This is a genomic window from Pseudomonas purpurea, assembly GCF_039908635.1.
Classification (GTDB): domain Bacteria; phylum Pseudomonadota; class Gammaproteobacteria; order Pseudomonadales; family Pseudomonadaceae; genus Aquipseudomonas; species Aquipseudomonas purpurea.
Map to the genome: position 1 here is coordinate 5,869,118 of NZ_CP150918.1, position 14,791 is coordinate 5,883,908.

Below are 14,791 nucleotides of genomic sequence, written 5' to 3' on the forward strand. Positions count from 1 at the left end.
GATTTTGCAATGCGCGACGCTCAGCATCAGACGTTCACGACCCACGACGGCGTAGAGCTGTTCTACCGTCACTGGCCCGCCAGCGCCGCGCCGACCGGCGAGCCACGCAAAGCGATTCTGCTGTTCCACCGTGGCCACGAACACTCGGGGCGTATTGCCCACCTGGTCGACGAACTGGACATGCCCGAGTTCGACTTTTTTGCCTGGGATGCCCGTGGCCACGGCCAGTCCCCCGGCGCCCGTGGTGACAGCCCGAGCTTCGCCACCAGCGTGCGCGACGTGCAGACCTTCTGCGATCACATCGGTGCGACCCACCAGATCGCCGAAGAAAACCTGGCCGTGATCGCCCAAAGCGTTGGCGCGGTCATCGTGTCGACCTGGGTTCACGACTACGCGCCCCGCATTCGCTCGCTGGTACTGGCTTCGCCGGCGTTCAAAGTCAAACTGTACGTGCCGTTCGCGCGCACGGGCCTGGCGTTGATGCGGACCTTTCGCGGCAACTTTTTCGTCAACAGTTACGTCAAGGCTCGCTTCCTCAGCCATGACCCGGAACGCGTTGCTTCTTACGACAGCGACCCGCTGATCACCAAAGCCATTTCGGTCAACGTGCTGCTGGGTTTGTACGAAGCCGCCGACCGCGTGGTGGCCGATGCCCAGGCGATTCAGGTGCCGACGCAGTTGCTGATTTCCGGCTCCGACTTCGTGGTACACCGCAAACCCCAGGAACAGTTCTTCGAACGCCTGGGCAGTTTGCAGAAGGAAAAACACATCCTGCCGGGGTTCTTCCACGACACACTGGGCGAGCGTGGCCGCGAAGTGGCGGTGAAAAGCGCCAAGCGCTTCATCCTGCAAAACTTCCTGCACCCGCTGAACCGCCCTGCCCTGCTCGACGCCGACCGCATGGGCCCGACCTGCGCCGAATCCGAGTCGCTGGCCGCGCCGCTGCCGCACAACTCGCTGCGTGACCTGTACTGGCGCATGACCCGCGCCAGCATGCGCCTGGGCAGCAAGCTGTCGGCCGGGGTCAAACTGGGCTTCGACACCGGTTTCGACTCCGGCAGCACCCTGGACTACGTCTACCGCAACCAGCCGACCGGCCACACGGCGCTGGGCAAGATGATCGACCAGAACTACCTGAACTCCATCGGCTGGCGCGGCATTCGCCAACGCAAACTGAATGTCGAAGAACTGCTGCGCCTGGCCATGGGCAAACTGCGCGAAGAGCAGCGCCAGGTGCGCATCGTCGATATCGCCGCCGGCCACGGTCGCTACATCCTCGAAGCCTTGCAGGGTGTGAGCCCGTTGCCGGAATCGATCCTGCTGCGCGACTACAGCGACATCAACGTGCGCGACGGCAGCGCATTGATCGTCGAGAAAGGCCTGGGCGAGATTGCCCGCTTCGTCAAAGGCGATGCCTTCGACCGCGCTGACCTCGCTGCGCTGGAACCCAAGCCAAGCCTGGCGGTGGTGTCCGGTCTGTATGAACTGTTCGCCGACAATGCCATGGTCGGCGGTTCGCTGGCCGGTCTGGCCGAAGCGGTCGAGCCTGGCGGTTACCTGGTGTACACCGGCCAGCCGTGGCACCCGCAGCTGGAACTGATCGCCCGCGCCCTGACCAGTCACCGTCAGGGTCAGGCCTGGGTCATGCGCCGCCGCACGCAGGCCGAAATGGATCAGTTGGTCGAGGCCGCCGGTTTCCGCAAGATCACCATGCGAGTAGATGAGTGGGGCATCTTCAGCGTGTCGCTGGCGCAACGGGTGCGATGATGAGCCACGCCGCTCTGCCGGCGCGCGAGCCCGGCCTGTTGAAACCCGCGGTGCTCTGGCTGCTGTTGCTGGCACCGCTGTTCTTCAGCACCTACGGTTTTGCGACGTGGGTCACCAGCCAGCGCAGCGACGTCGGCACGATGGTGTTCGACTGGGAAACCCACATGCCGTTCTGGGCCTGGACCATCGTGCCCTACTGGTCCATTGACCTGCTCTACGGTCTCTCGCTGCTGTTGCCCAACACCCGCGTGGAACTCAAGCGCCACGCCTTGCGCTTGCTCACGGCGCAACTGATCGCGGTCAGTTGCTTCCTGATCTGGCCCCTGCGGTTCACCTTCGACCGTCCGCCCATGGACGGCCTGTTTGGCTGGCTGTTCGAAGTACTCGCGGGGTTCGACAAACCGTTCAACCAGGCGCCCTCGCTGCACATCGCATTGCTGGTGGTGCTGTGGGTCTGTTTTCAGCGGCATACCCAAGGGGTGTGGCGTTGGCTGGTGCACGGCTGGTTCGGCTTGATCGGCGTCTCGGTGCTGACCACTTATCAACACCACTTTATTGACTTACCCACAGGCGCGCTGGCCGGTTGGTTGTGCGTCTGGCTGTGGCCACTGGACCGGCCGAGCCCGCTGCAATCGGCACGCCTGACCCACGACCGCAAACGCTGGCAACTGGCGATCCGTTACGCGCTGGGCGCCGCGCTGTTCGCGGTGCCGGCCTTTGCCTTCGGTGGTGCCTGGCTGTGGTTGCTGTGGCCGGCGGCGGCGCTGTTGATGGTGGCGCTGAACTACAAATGGTTCGACGCCGCCGGGTTTCAGAAACGGGCCGATGGTCGCCTGAGCCCGGCCGCTCGCTGGTTATTCGCTCCGTACCTCGCCGCAGCGTGGATCAATTCACGGCTGTGGACACGCCGTCATCCACAGCCCGATCAGGTTGTGGATAACGTTTGGCTGGGGCGCATTCCCACTGCCCGGCAATTGCAGGACAGCCCGTTCGACGCGGTGCTCGACCTGTGCGCCGAGCTGTCGCTGGACCCGCAAGGCCGACCGTACCACGCGCTGCCGGTGCTCGACCTGACGGCTCCCACCGCCGAGCAGTGCCGGGAAGCAGCGCTGGCCATCGAACGCTTGCGTCAGCACGGGCCGCTGTTGGTCTGTTGTGCACTGGGTTACTCGCGCAGCGCCACGGCGATTGCCGCCTGGTTGCTGCACACGGGCCGGGCCGCCAGCGTCGATGCCGCCGTGGTGCAAATTCAACGGACGCGGCCGCAGATCGTCTTGCACCCCGCCCACCGCCACGCCCTGGAACAGTTGAGGAACACCGATGGCCGTTGACCTGCAACTAGCCGTCGTCGCCAGCCTGCTGCGACGTGGCAAGGCACTGGATCAGTTATCCACAGGGCTGACGCTGATCGGCGCGGCCATTGGCCTGATCCCGATGCTCGTCTACGGCAGCCTGTGGATGCACGGCCTGTGCGCCGCGCTGGTGATTTTCGGCCTGCTGCAAAAATACTGGGCGCTGCGGGTGGCCTTCGATGCGGACCTGTTCCAACTCATGGCCGACTCTACGCAGCCCTTGCCGGAATGCACCCTCGCACTCGATCAGGTATTGCAAAACCTGCGCCTGAAACCGGCCAACGGTGCAGACCGACCCTGGGACGAGCGCAGTCGTGGCGCACTGAAGCTGTTGCGCAACCAGACACAAATGCTCGCGGCGCAAGCGCTGCTGGCCGTCGCCGCCATCATTGCCAGCCCTGCGCTGGGCTTCATTCGATAAGGAACCCTCATGTTCGAACCCGTGGTCGCTAGCCTTATCACCTCCGCCGCCCGCACGGTCACGGGCGCACGCAGCCTGTGGCTCGGTTGCGCGCCCACCATGGTGCAGCGCATCTATTACGCCAACCACAGCAGCCACGGCGATTTCGTGCTGCTCTGGGCCTCGCTGCCCAAGGCATTGCGCAAAGTCACGCGGCCAGTGGCCGGGATCGACTACTGGAAAAAAGGCGTGGTCCGGCCCTACATCATCAACCGCGTGTTCAACGGGGTGTTGATCGAGCGTGAACGCAAGGACCCTGTGGATAACCCTTTGCAGCCCATGATCGACGCGCTGGAGAACGGCGATTCGCTGATCATTTTTCCCGAAGGCACGCGCAACCTGGAAGACGGCTTGCTGCCCTTCAAGAGCGGGATTTATCACTTGGCCAAACGTTATCCACAGGTCGAAGTGATCCCCGTGTGGATCGCCAACCTCAACCGCGTCATGCCCAAAGGGCGCGTGCTGCCGTTACCGCTGCTGTGTACCACCCGTTTCGGGGCACCACAGGTGCTCGCCGAAGACGAAAGCAAAGAGCAGTTTGTCGAACGCTGCCGCAACGCATTACTGGCCCTGGCCCCGGAGCATTCCTGAATGGATAAGCAAACCCTGATGCTGTTCGCAGGGATCGGCGCGATTCTGGTGCTGGCCTCGTTGATCGGTTTCATCCTCAAACTCAAAACCCGTGGCACGCCGAACTCGGTGATCGACAACCTCAACGCCCGGATCAACGCCTGGTGGGTGATGGTGGTGGTGATCGGTATCGCCTTCTGGCTCGGCACCAGCGCGGTGATCCTGTTGTTCTACGCGGTGTCGTTCTACGCCCTGCGCGAGTTCCTGACCCTGACCCCGACCCGGCGCAGTGACTACCCCGCGCTGGTGGCGGCGTTCTACCTGGCGCTGCCGCTGCAATACGTGCTGATTTACTCAGACTGGTACGGGCTGTTCTCGATCTTCATTCCGGTCTACGTGTTCCTGCTGCTGCCGATCCTCGCTTCGCTGGGCGGTGACAGCACGCACTTCCTGGAACGGGCCTCGAAGGTGCAATGGGGGCTGATGATCGCGGTGTTCTGCGTGTCGTTCGTGCCCGCGCTGCTGACCCTCGACATCGAAGGCTACGAAGGCCGCAACCTGTTGCTGATCGCCTACCTGGTGATCGTCGTGCAACTGTCGGACGTGTTGCAGTACGTCTGCGGCAAACTGTTCGGCAAACACAAGATCGCGCCAAACCTGTCGCCGTCGAAAACCGTTGAAGGTTTCGTTGGCGGGATCCTGCTGGCCTCGATGATCGGCGCGGCACTGTGGTGGATCACCCCGTTCAACATCTGGCAGTCGTTCCTGATCGCGCTGTTGATCAACCTGCTGGGGTTTGCCGGTGGCATTGTCATGTCGGCGATCAAACGCGACCGGGGCGTGAAGGACTGGGGCCACATGATCGAAGGCCACGGCGGCATGCTCGACCGACTCGACTCGGTGTGTTTCGCAGCGCCGATCTTCTTCCACCTGGTTCGGTACTGGTGGACCTGAGACAGCTCGCCGGTGATGCCTGGAAGACGGGCAACACCGGCACCGCATCACGCCGGTAAATGCCCCAACGGCAGCGGCCCTGGGGTTTTCACGGTGTGGATCGCGAAGTTACTGCGGATATCGCTCACGCCCGGCAACTTCAGCAGGCTGCCGGTGAGGAAACGCTCATAGCCGCGCAGGTCCGGCACCACCACTTGCAGTAAAAAGTCCGACTCGCCGGACACCAGGAATGCCGAAATCACCTCGGGCAACGCGGTCACGGCCAAGCGAAAGGCATCGGCTTCTTCTTCGTTGTGACGTTCGACCTTGATCCCTACAAACACCGTCAGCCCCAACCCGACTTCGTCGCGGTCGAGGTTGGCCTGGTAACCGCGAATCACCCCCGCCTCTTCCAGCATCCGCACCCGGCGCAAACATGGCGAGGCGGACAGACCGATTTCGTCCGCCAGTTGCACATTGCTCAGGCGTCCGTCCCGTTGCAGTGCGGCGAGAATTCGGCGGTCATAGGCATCCAGTTTCATGATTTGGCAGTTCCCGACTGTTTTCAGTCATCGATTGGCAGAAGCTGCCAAGTCTAGCGGCTCTGCGGGCGGATTACGCAAGCACCTGCCCCGCCCTTGCGCTCTAGACTGGGCTGACCAAATCGACAACGAATGGGGTGCAGCGTGGCAGAGCTCTGGATGTTCTTTATCGCCGTGGCGGTGGTTTACCTGTTGCCCGGGCCGGACATGATCCTGCTGCTGCAAACCGGCGCCCGGCAGGGTAAAACCGCCGCGCTGGCCACGGCCATCGGCCTGGCCATCGCCCGCAGTTGCCACGTGGTGCTGGCCGCGCTGGGCCTGGCGACGCTGTTCAAGGCAGCGCCCTGGACCTTCGACGTGGTGCGCCTGGTCGGGGCCGCCTACCTGTTATGGCTGGGGGTCCAGTGCCTGCGCTCTACTATGTTGCCCACCCTGAACACCGCTGGCGCAGCCGCCCCGACACTGGCGTGGCGCGAGGCCATTGCGCGCGGCGTGCTGACCAACCTGCTCAACCCCAAGGCGCTGCTGTTCTGCTCGGTGCTGCTGCCGCAATTTATCGACCCGCAGGCAGGCTCCGTGCTGGCGCAATTCGCCAGCCTCGGGGCACTGCTGGTGATTGCCGGGTTGATGTTCGACAGTGTTTACGCGCTGATCGGCGCATGGCTCGGCCGCTGGCTGGAGCGCAGCCCATCGGCGCAGCGCGCTCAGCAATGGCTGTTTGGCAGCCTGCTGATCGGTTTCGCACTGCGCCTGACGTTCGTCCAGCAGGCCTGACCTTAACGCTTGGCGCGGCGACGGTTCCAGAGCAGGAACGCCGCCCCGAGCACCAACACACTGGCGCCAGCGATCAGCGCCAGTTTGAACGGCCGCAATGCCGAACGAACCGCGTCCACAACCTGGGTCACGTAGCGCTTGTTGGCCGTGTCGAAGGTCGGTTCCTCACAGTTCTCACCGAAGTTTTCCGCCCACTGCACGTACGGCCCCTGGTTGATGTAACGCTGGTAGTAAGCCAGCTCATCGTCACTGCCACGGGTCCAGCGCGCGGCTTTGCACAGCACGGCGGCGAACGCCTGGCTGCTGTGGGGCAGGAAGTTGGCTGAGTCATTGGCCAATTGGGCGGCCACGTACCGATAGTGATAACGCACATCCGGCGCGGCCTGGGTCGCTTGCTGACGCTGGACTTCGGCAGCGGTGATGAACGGGCCGGCCTCAACCGGCGGGATCTCCAGGCTGTACATGCCTTCCAGCGCGTGAAAGTCCGGCCCCATCTCGTAGCCCAACAGTTCCATGCCCGACTCGCGAGCCAGTTTGGCTGCCTGGTAATAGGCTTCGGCGCGGGCGGTGGGCAGCCAGCGCGATTCGGCGTCCTGACGATACTGGCCGTAGGCCTTGGCCTTCGCTTGCAGCTCGGGGCTGTCGAAGTAGCCCGATACCTGATCGTAATGACCCTCGCGCAACAAGCGGCGGCCCAGCAGCTCGCGCAATTGCGCGGCAATCGGCAAGGTCGTGTAGTAACCGCTTTCCTGCTTGGGGGTCGGCGGTGGCGCGGGCACATGGCTGTCGACGTACTGCTTGAGCTCGTCGAGGGTCAGCACACGCTCAGCGATGCTTGCGGTGTCCTGCCAATACACATCATCGCTGCGGTACAGCTGATCGAAAGCTTGCAGGTAGTCACCGCGCTCAAGTGCCAGCACCGCGCTTTCACCCTCGACCCGGCAACCGGGTTTGAGCGTTTCGTAATAGCCGTTGTCGTCGGTGCGATAGCCCCAGCTCTCAGTCTGCGGGAAGGCTTTGGCGGCTTTGGCATAGGCGCTGGCCGCCGCAGCCTTGTCGCCGGCACGCAGCGCCAGTTTGGCCCGCAGCCACCAGGCCAGGCCACCGTCGCCAGCGTGTTCGAGCAAGGTCTGGGTGGTGGTGTAATCACCGATCTGATAGTTCAGCGCGGCCAGTCGGTCGGCATTTTCAAGGCTGGCGGCGGTGCTGAGAATCAGCGCCTTGATCAATTTTTGCTCAGACGGCGGTTGCTCGCCGTAAGACCAGCCCATATGGCTGATGAGCGCCGCCGTGACCAGTTGCTGCACCGGTTTGCCTTCCAGCAACTGCGCCAGTTCCGCGTCTGGCATCGCGCTCAGTTGCGCGACCAATTGCTTGAGGGAACTGAGGCCCACCGGTGACCCGTGCAGGGATTGCGTCGCATACAGGCCAATGGCGCCGTTCCAGTTACCGTCTTCCAGGAGCAACCGGGCCTCTTCGCCCAGGCTGGAAATGCCCAATTCCTGCGGGTCGCTGAAACCGTCGACGCTCAATTGCCGCGTCTGCTGGAAGGCCTTGCGGGCCAGCAGCAACATGTCGCGGCGGGCCAGTTCATCGAGATCATTGGCTTGCACGCTGATGGCGTACAAGGCACGGCCCAGCGAGTACGCGGCCCAAGTGCTGCGCAAGGCACGCTGATCGGCCGGCAGCGCCAGCACCTGACGGAAATACTCCGTGGCCTGCTGATACTCGCCCGCATTGAAGGCCACGGCCCCGGCGCTGTACAGGCTCAATTCGGCCGGCAGGCTCGCGCCCTGGATCAACGCTTGTTGTGGGTCCTTGAGCTGGCGCAATTGCGCCACCAGGGTTTGCTGGGCATCGCTCAGGCTGACCTGTTCGGCCTTGGTTTTTTCCTGCACATAAGGGTCGCCGTCACCGTAGTAGCCGTAGCCCAGCGTGGCAGCGGTGGCCGGTTTCAACCCGGCGATGGCACTGCCCAAACGGCTGGCTTCGAACTGGAAGCTGCCCTCCGGCAGCTCGGCCAGGGTATGCGCCCGATCACTGAGCAAACGCAGGGGGAAGTCCGGCCCGCAGGCCAGCGCCGAGCCTAGCGGCAGGCTAAGGGTCAGGCACAGCAGGCCGTTACGGATAAACATGAGAACCTCCTTGATCAATAAATGTACAGCGTGCCCAACCTACAACACGCGCCGCACCTGCCGGCAAACGGCCTTCTTTGAGGCGAGTGAAGGTGAGCTGTTCGGGGCTTTGTTGCAACGTATATCCGCCCACAGCGTCGGCACCGTCACAGTGCGAAACCGCCAGCGTCACGCGCTCGGGCCAGGCGCTGTCGAGGTTGCCGGTGTTGTTCACGGCAATGTCGTACAGACCGTCGGTGTTCGCGAGGTTCAGCGTCAATTGACTGTTCAAGGCATCGCCCCGCGCCACGGCGCGCAAGGTGGCCAGGCTCCAGGCCCGACGGTCGCCCTTGAGCGGCAGGCGAAACCAGATCAGCCCGGCCAGATGCGCCGGTGGCTCGGCGCGTAGTTGGGCCGCCAGGCGCGACAATTGCTGCGGGTCGGCGAGCAATTCCCGGCGCAGACCAGCACCCTCGATTGGCACTTCGCTTTCCACCGTCGGGACGCCATCGGCATTCGGCAGCAACGCCACGCCGTAGGCCGGCAAGGCCAGGTAATAAGGATGGGGGGTGATTCGGCTCCAGCGTTCGGCCCATTGTTTCGCTTGTTTAGGGTCGAACAACCCTTGCTCGGGGTCGCTCACCGCGTGCACCTGCAACACGCTGCTGTCGACCACCGCCAACAGCGCCGGCAACGTGGAACTGTCGAGCCAGGCCGGCAATGCGGTGATGCTCAGTTTCAACGACGCGGGCAGCACGCTGCGCAGGTCGACAAGAAACTCACGATAGGCCGGCAACCGCGCATTGCCGGCGTCGTGGTCGATCTCCACGCCCGCCAGCGTCAGGCCCTGAGCCTGCCAGTCAGTCAGTACGTTGAGGATCTGTGTGCGCACTTCGGCGTGGTCCAGTTGCTTGAGCTGGCCATCCAGGCGAATCACCGCGATCAACGGGCGGCCATCACGTTTCAACAGCGCCGGATCGATCCGGGCACGGCTCCAGCCAGCGCCAGGGAACGCCTGCAAGGCCAACACGCGCAAGGTCGAAAAGTCGGAGCGGGTCTGGGCCAGCGCATCCTCATGGGCCTCGGTCCATTGGCGCTGCCACACGTACAGTTGCTGGTCCAGCGGCGGCGCCTCCTGAGGCTGGCACCCGCCCAACAACCACAGGCCCGCGAGCAAAACCAAACAACGAACAAAAAAAGACGCGGACATAAACCCCTTCGAACCGACACGTAATCCCTGAACGCAAAAAGGGCCTTCACGGCCCTGGTTGCAATACGCGCCAGCCTACTCAGCCAAGGGCTTTCGGGCAATGATCACCTGACTTTTCGCCACCGCCGAGTCCAGCGCCTGTTTGAGCTGCGGCCCACGGGGCGAGGCGAGAATCATCTGCCACATTTCGGCCCAATGATTGAGCAACGGGTGATCGGCATTGTGCAGATCGACCTTCGCGTCCCAGAACAACAGCATCCACAGCGACCAGTAAAACCCGTACTGGCTGTGGCTCAGCACCTCCAGGCCACTGTCGCTGACCATCTGCTTGAACTGGTCCTCGCTGATGACCCGAATGTGGTTGGGTTTCTGGAAGTACTGCGGCGCAGCAATGTCTTTTTGCAGGTTTTCAGAACTGGGGTGCGGCACGCTGAGCAGGTACAACGCGCCCGGCTTGCCGACGCGCACCAGTTCAGCCAGGAACTGCGCCGGGTCGTCGACGTGCTCGATGACTTCGGTCGAGACCACCCGCGTGGCCGTCGCATCGGCCAGCGGCAGCGGATTGCCGTCGGTGACGTGGCATTCGACGTCACGGGCCGGGGTGTCCTTGAGGCGCTCGGCGGTGGCGGCGATTTTCTCGGCGTCGATGTCGGCGACAATGATTTTCGCCCCGCGCATGGCACAGAAATGCACATTGCCGCCGTCACCGCAGCCAACGTCCAGCACGGTGTCTTCCGGGGAAATCCGGAACCCGGTGTACAGCTCGTTCGTGGCCTGGTTGAACCAGCCGCTGAGCACAGCGTCCATCAGCCCCAGCTCATAGGCATCGACCTTGGCCGCTGGCGGCACGTGGGCCACGACCGGCGCCGGAACGGGGTCTTTGCCCTTCGTGAGGTTTTTCAAACGGCTCAGCATGCGGTGGCTCCAGTGGATGAGGAATCGGCCGGGGCCGGTTTGCGGGCAATGATGACCTGACTCTTGGGCATGAACTGGTCCAGCAACTGCTTGATCGCCAGCCCGTCAGGCTGCGCCAGCAAGTCTTGCCAGGTCCTGGCCCAACTCTCCATCAGCGGCGGATACGGGGCCTGGATCCGGTCACGTACCGCGCCGCCGAGGTCGCGTCCGGCCGCCCGTTCGCTGGCCCAGAAGAAAATCATCCCCATGACCCAGAAGAACCCGTTGCCCTGGCGATGCTCGATGACCAGCCCGACGCTTTCCACCAGCTCGGTGAAGCGCTCGCGGGTGAATATTTGAATGTGGTTCGGCGCCTGGAAATAGGCCGGTGGCGCGATGCCTTGCTGCAACTGCTCGCCCACCGCGTCCGGGACGCTGAGCAAATATTGCGCACCGGGACGGCCCATGCGCACCAGTTCCGCCATGAACAGCTCGGGGTGCTCGACGTGTTCCAGCACTTCCATACAAACGATTTTGCTCGCGCAACCCTCGGCCAGCGGTAACGGCAGGCTATTGCTGACCACGCCCAACGACGGTTTCGCGCTCTGCGCCTGGACCTGACCCGCGAGGTCGCGGACCTTGTCGAACTCACTGTCGGTAAAGATCACCGAGGCGCCCTGCCGTACCGCGAACAACGTCGCCACGCCTTCACCGCAACCGACATCGAGCAAGGTGTCGTCGGGGCCGATGGCAAAACCCTTGAGCAACTCACCACTGTCACCGAGAAACCAGCCGTCGAGCACTGCGTCCTGCAAACCGCAGTCACGCGGCGAGCCGACGCTGGGAGGCGCCAGCGTCACGGGTGCAGGCATCGGCGGCGACAATGGGCGCAAGCGCCGCAGCCACCGGCCAATCATGCCGAGGTGCCCGCGTGGCGCTGCAAGACCTGCGCGAGGAACCCTTCCAGGCGTTGCTCGGCACGGGCCTGACTGCAGAAATGTTCGAGGCTGGCCACCGCGCTGGCCGACATCTGCGCGTAACGGGCGGTGTCGTTTTTCGCCACGTCGTAACTGGCCTGATAGGCCGAGCACAGCGAATCCCAATTCGTGATGTAACGCAGGGTCCGGTAGGCCGCACGCGGGTCGTGGGGCCACGCGGTCAGTTCATCGGTGGAGTCGACGATGAAGCTGTTGTCGTGGTCGATGTAGTCGGCCATCGCCGTGTTGCACGGCGCCACAGCCGGTTTGCCGCACGACATGAATTCCATCAGCGGCAGGCACTGGCCTTCGCCGAAGGAGCTGTTGACCACATACGACGTGGCTTCCACCAGCCGCTCGTAATCGGCGTCGGCCAGGTAACCGTGGATCAGCACGATGCGACAGCGGTAAGACTGGTTCTTGTAGAGGTGATGCAGCATGTCGTTGAGGGCGACATCGATGTCATGGTGGGTCAGTTTCAGCACCAGCGTGGCGTCCTCGGTGTCGCGGAACGTGGTGCAGAACGCGCTGATCATGTCCTGCCAGTTCTTGCGCCCGTCGTAGGGGTTGAACACTGCACTGTAGACCACGCCGTCGAGCAGCAACTCGCAATCGGGACTGGCAGTGGGCACGGGCGGGAAACCGTCGACCAGGGCCTGCGGGCCATAAGCGCCGAGGTCCAGCATGCGGCTGTCGATCAACAGCCCGCGCAGACGCAAGGTCACCTGATCGGCCTGGGGCTTGCGCTCCAGTTGTCGGCCGAGCGTGGCGAAACGGTCCCAGACCGGCGCGGGGATCGCGCAGATCGGGTACTGCGCGCCCATCGCGTCACGCACCGCGTTGACGGTGTAGCTGGAATGGGTGATCGCCGCCCCGCACGCGCCCAACACCCGGCGCCAGTCGTGGCGCGGTTCGCCGTGCCAGCTTTCGGTGGGGATGGTGCTGAACTCCCAGGCGAACACCGGCAACGTCGGGCAGGCGTAGTGCATCGGTGTGCGATGGGGCGGCGAGAACGACAGAAACACACACGCCTCGCCACGGCTCTGGCAGTCGGCGTACAAGCGGTCCACCAGTTCGTCCGGGTTGCTGACTTCCAACACCTGGCCCAGGCGTTCCAGCACCGGGCGAAACTCCTTGAGCACGAAGTAGTAGCTGTACTCGGGGCGCCCGAGGTTCTGTGCGATGGTGCTTTTGTTGGTTTCCGAATGAATGATGATCAGCATGAGGCGCTCCCCGCGACGGCCACACTCGGCGCGTCGGCTGTCTCGGTTAACGGGGCCAGCCGCAGGAATCCGGCCAGACTTTGCTGCACCGGAGTAAAGCCGCAGTAGTCACGCATGCGTTCGCTCGCCGCCGAGGCCATCGCCTGATAATCGGCGGGACGTTCCTTGGCCATGCGATAGCTGTCCTGATAAGCGGTTTTCAGCGAGCCCCAATCGGGGCGATGACGCAAGGTGCGGAACAGGATGCGCGAGTCCTGCGGCCAGACCGCTGGCTCATGGCTGGATGCGACGACGAAAGCCACGCGCTCGTCGATGTAATCGAGCATCGCGGTATGCGCCGGGGCAATCACCGGTTTGCCGCACGACATGAATTCCATCAGCGGCAGGCACAAGCCTTCACAACGCGAGGCGTTGACATAGAAACTGGCCGCGCCGTACAGCCGCGCATAGTGTTCGTCGTCCAGGTAGCCGTGCATGACCACCACCCGGCAGGCAAACGGCGACAACTGCGAGAGCAGGGTCAGCAGGTGCACGTAATAGGTCGACAGGTCGCTCTGGGTCATCTTCAGCACCAGCGTCGCGTCCTCGACATCGCGCATCGCCCAGCAGAAAGCGCTGATCAGTTGATGCCAGTTCTTGCGCCCGTCATCGGGGTTGAACACGCTGACGTACACCACCCCGTCGACCTGGGTTTCGACCCACTGCGTGGTGTCGGGCAGCACGGCTTGCGGGTGTTCCTCGACAGGCTCCGGTGGCGGTGCAATCACAGGCGTTGGCTGCGCCGGGCGCAGCCGCGCGATCAGCGCTTGCAGGCGCTCGGGCACCAGGTCACGGAAGCCTTCGCGGTAGGCTTCGCGCAGGTAATGCCGGGCAATGAACAAACGGCGTGGCAGCGTTTGGCCGGTGCTCTCACGCAGGCTTTCACGCACGTAGTGCCGGGCGATAAAGGCGCGCCGACGCCAGGTCAGTGGCGGCGGTTCGACCTCGGCCACAGGTTCCGTCGGCTCCAGCAGTGGCGCAATCAAACCGTCCGCCGACAACCCCAGCGGTCGGCTATCGAGGATAAAACCCTTGATCCGCAAGGTCGTGCCGGGATTGACCGGTATACTCGCGAACTGGCTGCGCACCTCGGCATAGCGTTCCCACAACGGCGTAGGCAGCACCAGCACCGGGAAGTCTTCGCCCAGCACTTGCCGCACGGCGCGGGCGGTGTGGCTGGACAGGGTAATCACCCGGGCGTGGCGGGCCAGGGTCCGGCTCCAGTCCTGATTCGGGTCGTTGTCCCATTGCTGGTCGGGGATCGTGTCGAACTCCCAGGCCACCACGCACAAGGTCGGGCATTGCAGGTCGGTCGGGGTTTTGTGAGGCGGGGCGAACGAGAGGAACAGGCTGTCCTGGCCCTGGAGCAGCAGTTGCCGATAGAGCGGATCGACCTCGGCGGTGGACGCGACCACGTGAACCTGCCCAAGGCTTTCGAGCACCGGGCGGTAGGCCTTGAGGACGAAGTAATAGCTGTACTCGGGAAGCCCCAGGCTCTGGCTGATCGAGTGGTCGTTGACGTCCGAATAGAGAATGAAATTCATGGCATCCCACGATGAAGCCGCCATCCCGGCAGCTTCACTCTATGACGGTCGAGCCACGGATCGGGCCTGAGGTCGTCAGTGCTCGTCCATCGTCTTCATGCCCGTCTACGTTCTTGTTTTATTAGTCAGTTTCGCCTGGCGAAAAAGCAGCCACGCGGATCCCTGGGCGGTCGTGACGAGGGGCATTCTAAACACATCCGTTGGGGATTCGTGAACAGCCCGTCGTGAATAAATCAGGCTACGCTGACGAGAACTGACCGGTCACGGTTGGACCTGTTGAAATTACCGCGTAATTGGCACAGATTGGCGGCCAAACAACTACAACAAAGACTTCGCGTGTCAGATTTTTCCGTAGGAGCGGCTCACGCTCTGCGGATGAACGCCATGAAAAA

General features: G+C 63.3%; 13 protein-coding genes. 6 read left to right on the top strand and 7 right to left on the bottom strand.

The window, feature by feature from the left end; translation table 11 throughout:
• The first annotated feature begins 9 nt into the window (after positions 1-9).
• Genes AABM54_RS26595 through AABM54_RS26615 form a run of 5 tightly spaced genes read left to right on the top strand, consistent with a single transcriptional unit; the run spans position 10 to position 5,103 of the window.
• Positions 10-1,767 (top strand): bifunctional alpha/beta hydrolase/class I SAM-dependent methyltransferase, encoded by a 1,758-nt coding sequence (locus tag AABM54_RS26595; RefSeq protein WP_347902843.1) that lies wholly within the window; start codon positions 10-12, stop codon positions 1,765-1,767.
• Positions 1,767-3,098: a phosphatase PAP2/dual specificity phosphatase family protein gene (locus tag AABM54_RS26600; protein ID WP_347902844.1), complete on the top strand. Its 1,332-nt coding sequence runs from the start codon at positions 1,767-1,769 to the stop codon at positions 3,096-3,098. The genes AABM54_RS26595 and AABM54_RS26600 overlap by 1 nt, the downstream gene beginning before the upstream one ends.
• The gene (locus tag AABM54_RS26605; RefSeq protein WP_347902846.1) at positions 3,088-3,540 is read left to right on the top strand and encodes a hypothetical protein; all 453 of its coding nucleotides are present in this window, start codon (positions 3,088-3,090) and stop codon (positions 3,538-3,540) included. Before AABM54_RS26600 ends, AABM54_RS26605 begins: the two co-directional genes overlap by 11 nt.
• 9 nt (positions 3,541-3,549) lie before the next feature.
• Positions 3,550-4,170: a lysophospholipid acyltransferase family protein gene (locus tag AABM54_RS26610; RefSeq protein WP_347902847.1), complete on the top strand. Its 621-nt coding sequence runs from the start codon at positions 3,550-3,552 to the stop codon at positions 4,168-4,170.
• A complete protein-coding gene (locus tag AABM54_RS26615) occupies positions 4,171-5,103 on the top strand; it encodes a phosphatidate cytidylyltransferase (RefSeq protein WP_347902848.1) in 933 nt (310 codons plus the stop codon).
• Between the two features lie 47 nt (positions 5,104-5,150).
• On the opposite strand, the gene AABM54_RS26620 is transcribed toward AABM54_RS26615, so the two are convergent.
• Positions 5,151-5,624, bottom strand: a complete 474-nt coding sequence (locus AABM54_RS26620; RefSeq protein WP_347902849.1) for an Lrp/AsnC family transcriptional regulator — start codon at positions 5,622-5,624, stop codon at positions 5,151-5,153.
• 144 nt (positions 5,625-5,768) lie between these two features.
• On the opposite strand from AABM54_RS26620, the gene AABM54_RS26625 reads away from it, so the two are divergent.
• Positions 5,769-6,398, top strand: a complete 630-nt coding sequence (locus AABM54_RS26625) for a LysE family translocator (protein ID WP_347902850.1) — start codon at positions 5,769-5,771, stop codon at positions 6,396-6,398.
• 2 nt (positions 6,399-6,400) lie between these two features.
• Here AABM54_RS26625 and AABM54_RS26630 read toward each other — a convergent pair whose 3' ends face one another.
• From AABM54_RS26630 to AABM54_RS26655, 6 genes are all read right to left on the bottom strand, one after another.
• Entirely contained in the window at positions 6,401-8,533 is a 2,133-nt protein-coding gene (locus AABM54_RS26630) for a hypothetical protein (RefSeq protein ID WP_347902851.1), read from the bottom strand.
• Positions 8,520-9,722, bottom strand: coding sequence for a DUF3142 domain-containing protein (locus AABM54_RS26635; RefSeq protein WP_347902852.1), 1,203 nt, complete (start codon positions 9,720-9,722; stop codon positions 8,520-8,522). Before AABM54_RS26635 ends, AABM54_RS26630 begins: the two co-directional genes overlap by 14 nt.
• A 75-nt stretch (positions 9,723-9,797) precedes the next feature.
• Positions 9,798-10,637 carry a methyltransferase domain-containing protein gene (locus AABM54_RS26640; protein ID WP_347902853.1) on the bottom strand — a complete coding sequence of 280 codons (840 nt, stop codon included), beginning with the start codon at positions 10,635-10,637 and terminating at the stop codon, positions 9,798-9,800.
• Complete coding sequence (locus AABM54_RS26645) at positions 10,631-11,533, bottom strand: class I SAM-dependent methyltransferase (RefSeq protein ID WP_347902854.1); 903 nt, start codon at positions 11,531-11,533, stop codon at positions 10,631-10,633. The genes AABM54_RS26640 and AABM54_RS26645 overlap by 7 nt, the downstream gene beginning before the upstream one ends.
• On the bottom strand, positions 11,530-12,816 hold the full coding sequence (locus tag AABM54_RS26650; RefSeq protein ID WP_347902856.1) for a glycosyltransferase: 1,287 nt from the start codon (positions 12,814-12,816) through the stop codon (positions 11,530-11,532). The genes AABM54_RS26645 and AABM54_RS26650 overlap by 4 nt, the downstream gene beginning before the upstream one ends.
• The gene (locus AABM54_RS26655) at positions 12,810-14,399 is read right to left on the bottom strand and encodes a glycosyltransferase (protein WP_347902857.1); all 1,590 of its coding nucleotides are present in this window, start codon (positions 14,397-14,399) and stop codon (positions 12,810-12,812) included. Before AABM54_RS26655 ends, AABM54_RS26650 begins: the two co-directional genes overlap by 7 nt.
• Positions 14,400-14,791: the final 392 nt, after the last annotated feature.

Coding starts and splice junctions, on each gene's coding strand:
- AABM54_RS26595 (WP_347902843.1), top strand. CDS start 10: ATGCGCGACGCTCAGCATCAGACGTTCACGACCCACGACGGCGTAGAG.
- AABM54_RS26600 (WP_347902844.1), top strand. CDS start 1,767: ATGAGCCACGCCGCTCTGCCGGCGCGCGAGCCCGGCCTGTTGAAACCC.
- AABM54_RS26605 (WP_347902846.1), top strand. CDS start 3,088: ATGGCCGTTGACCTGCAACTAGCCGTCGTCGCCAGCCTGCTGCGACGT.
- AABM54_RS26610 (WP_347902847.1), top strand. CDS start 3,550: ATGTTCGAACCCGTGGTCGCTAGCCTTATCACCTCCGCCGCCCGCACG.
- AABM54_RS26615 (WP_347902848.1), top strand. CDS start 4,171: ATGGATAAGCAAACCCTGATGCTGTTCGCAGGGATCGGCGCGATTCTG.
- AABM54_RS26620 (WP_347902849.1), bottom strand. CDS start 5,624: ATGAAACTGGATGCCTATGACCGCCGAATTCTCGCCGCACTGCAACGG.
- AABM54_RS26630 (WP_347902851.1), bottom strand. CDS start 8,533: ATGTTTATCCGTAACGGCCTGCTGTGCCTGACCCTTAGCCTGCCGCTA.
- AABM54_RS26635 (WP_347902852.1), bottom strand. CDS start 9,722: ATGTCCGCGTCTTTTTTTGTTCGTTGTTTGGTTTTGCTCGCGGGCCTG.
- AABM54_RS26640 (WP_347902853.1), bottom strand. CDS start 10,637: ATGCTGAGCCGTTTGAAAAACCTCACGAAGGGCAAAGACCCCGTTCCG.
- AABM54_RS26645 (WP_347902854.1), bottom strand. CDS start 11,533: ATGATTGGCCGGTGGCTGCGGCGCTTGCGCCCATTGTCGCCGCCGATG.
- AABM54_RS26650 (WP_347902856.1), bottom strand. CDS start 12,816: ATGCTGATCATCATTCATTCGGAAACCAACAAAAGCACCATCGCACAG.
- AABM54_RS26655 (WP_347902857.1), bottom strand. CDS start 14,399: ATGAATTTCATTCTCTATTCGGACGTCAACGACCACTCGATCAGCCAG.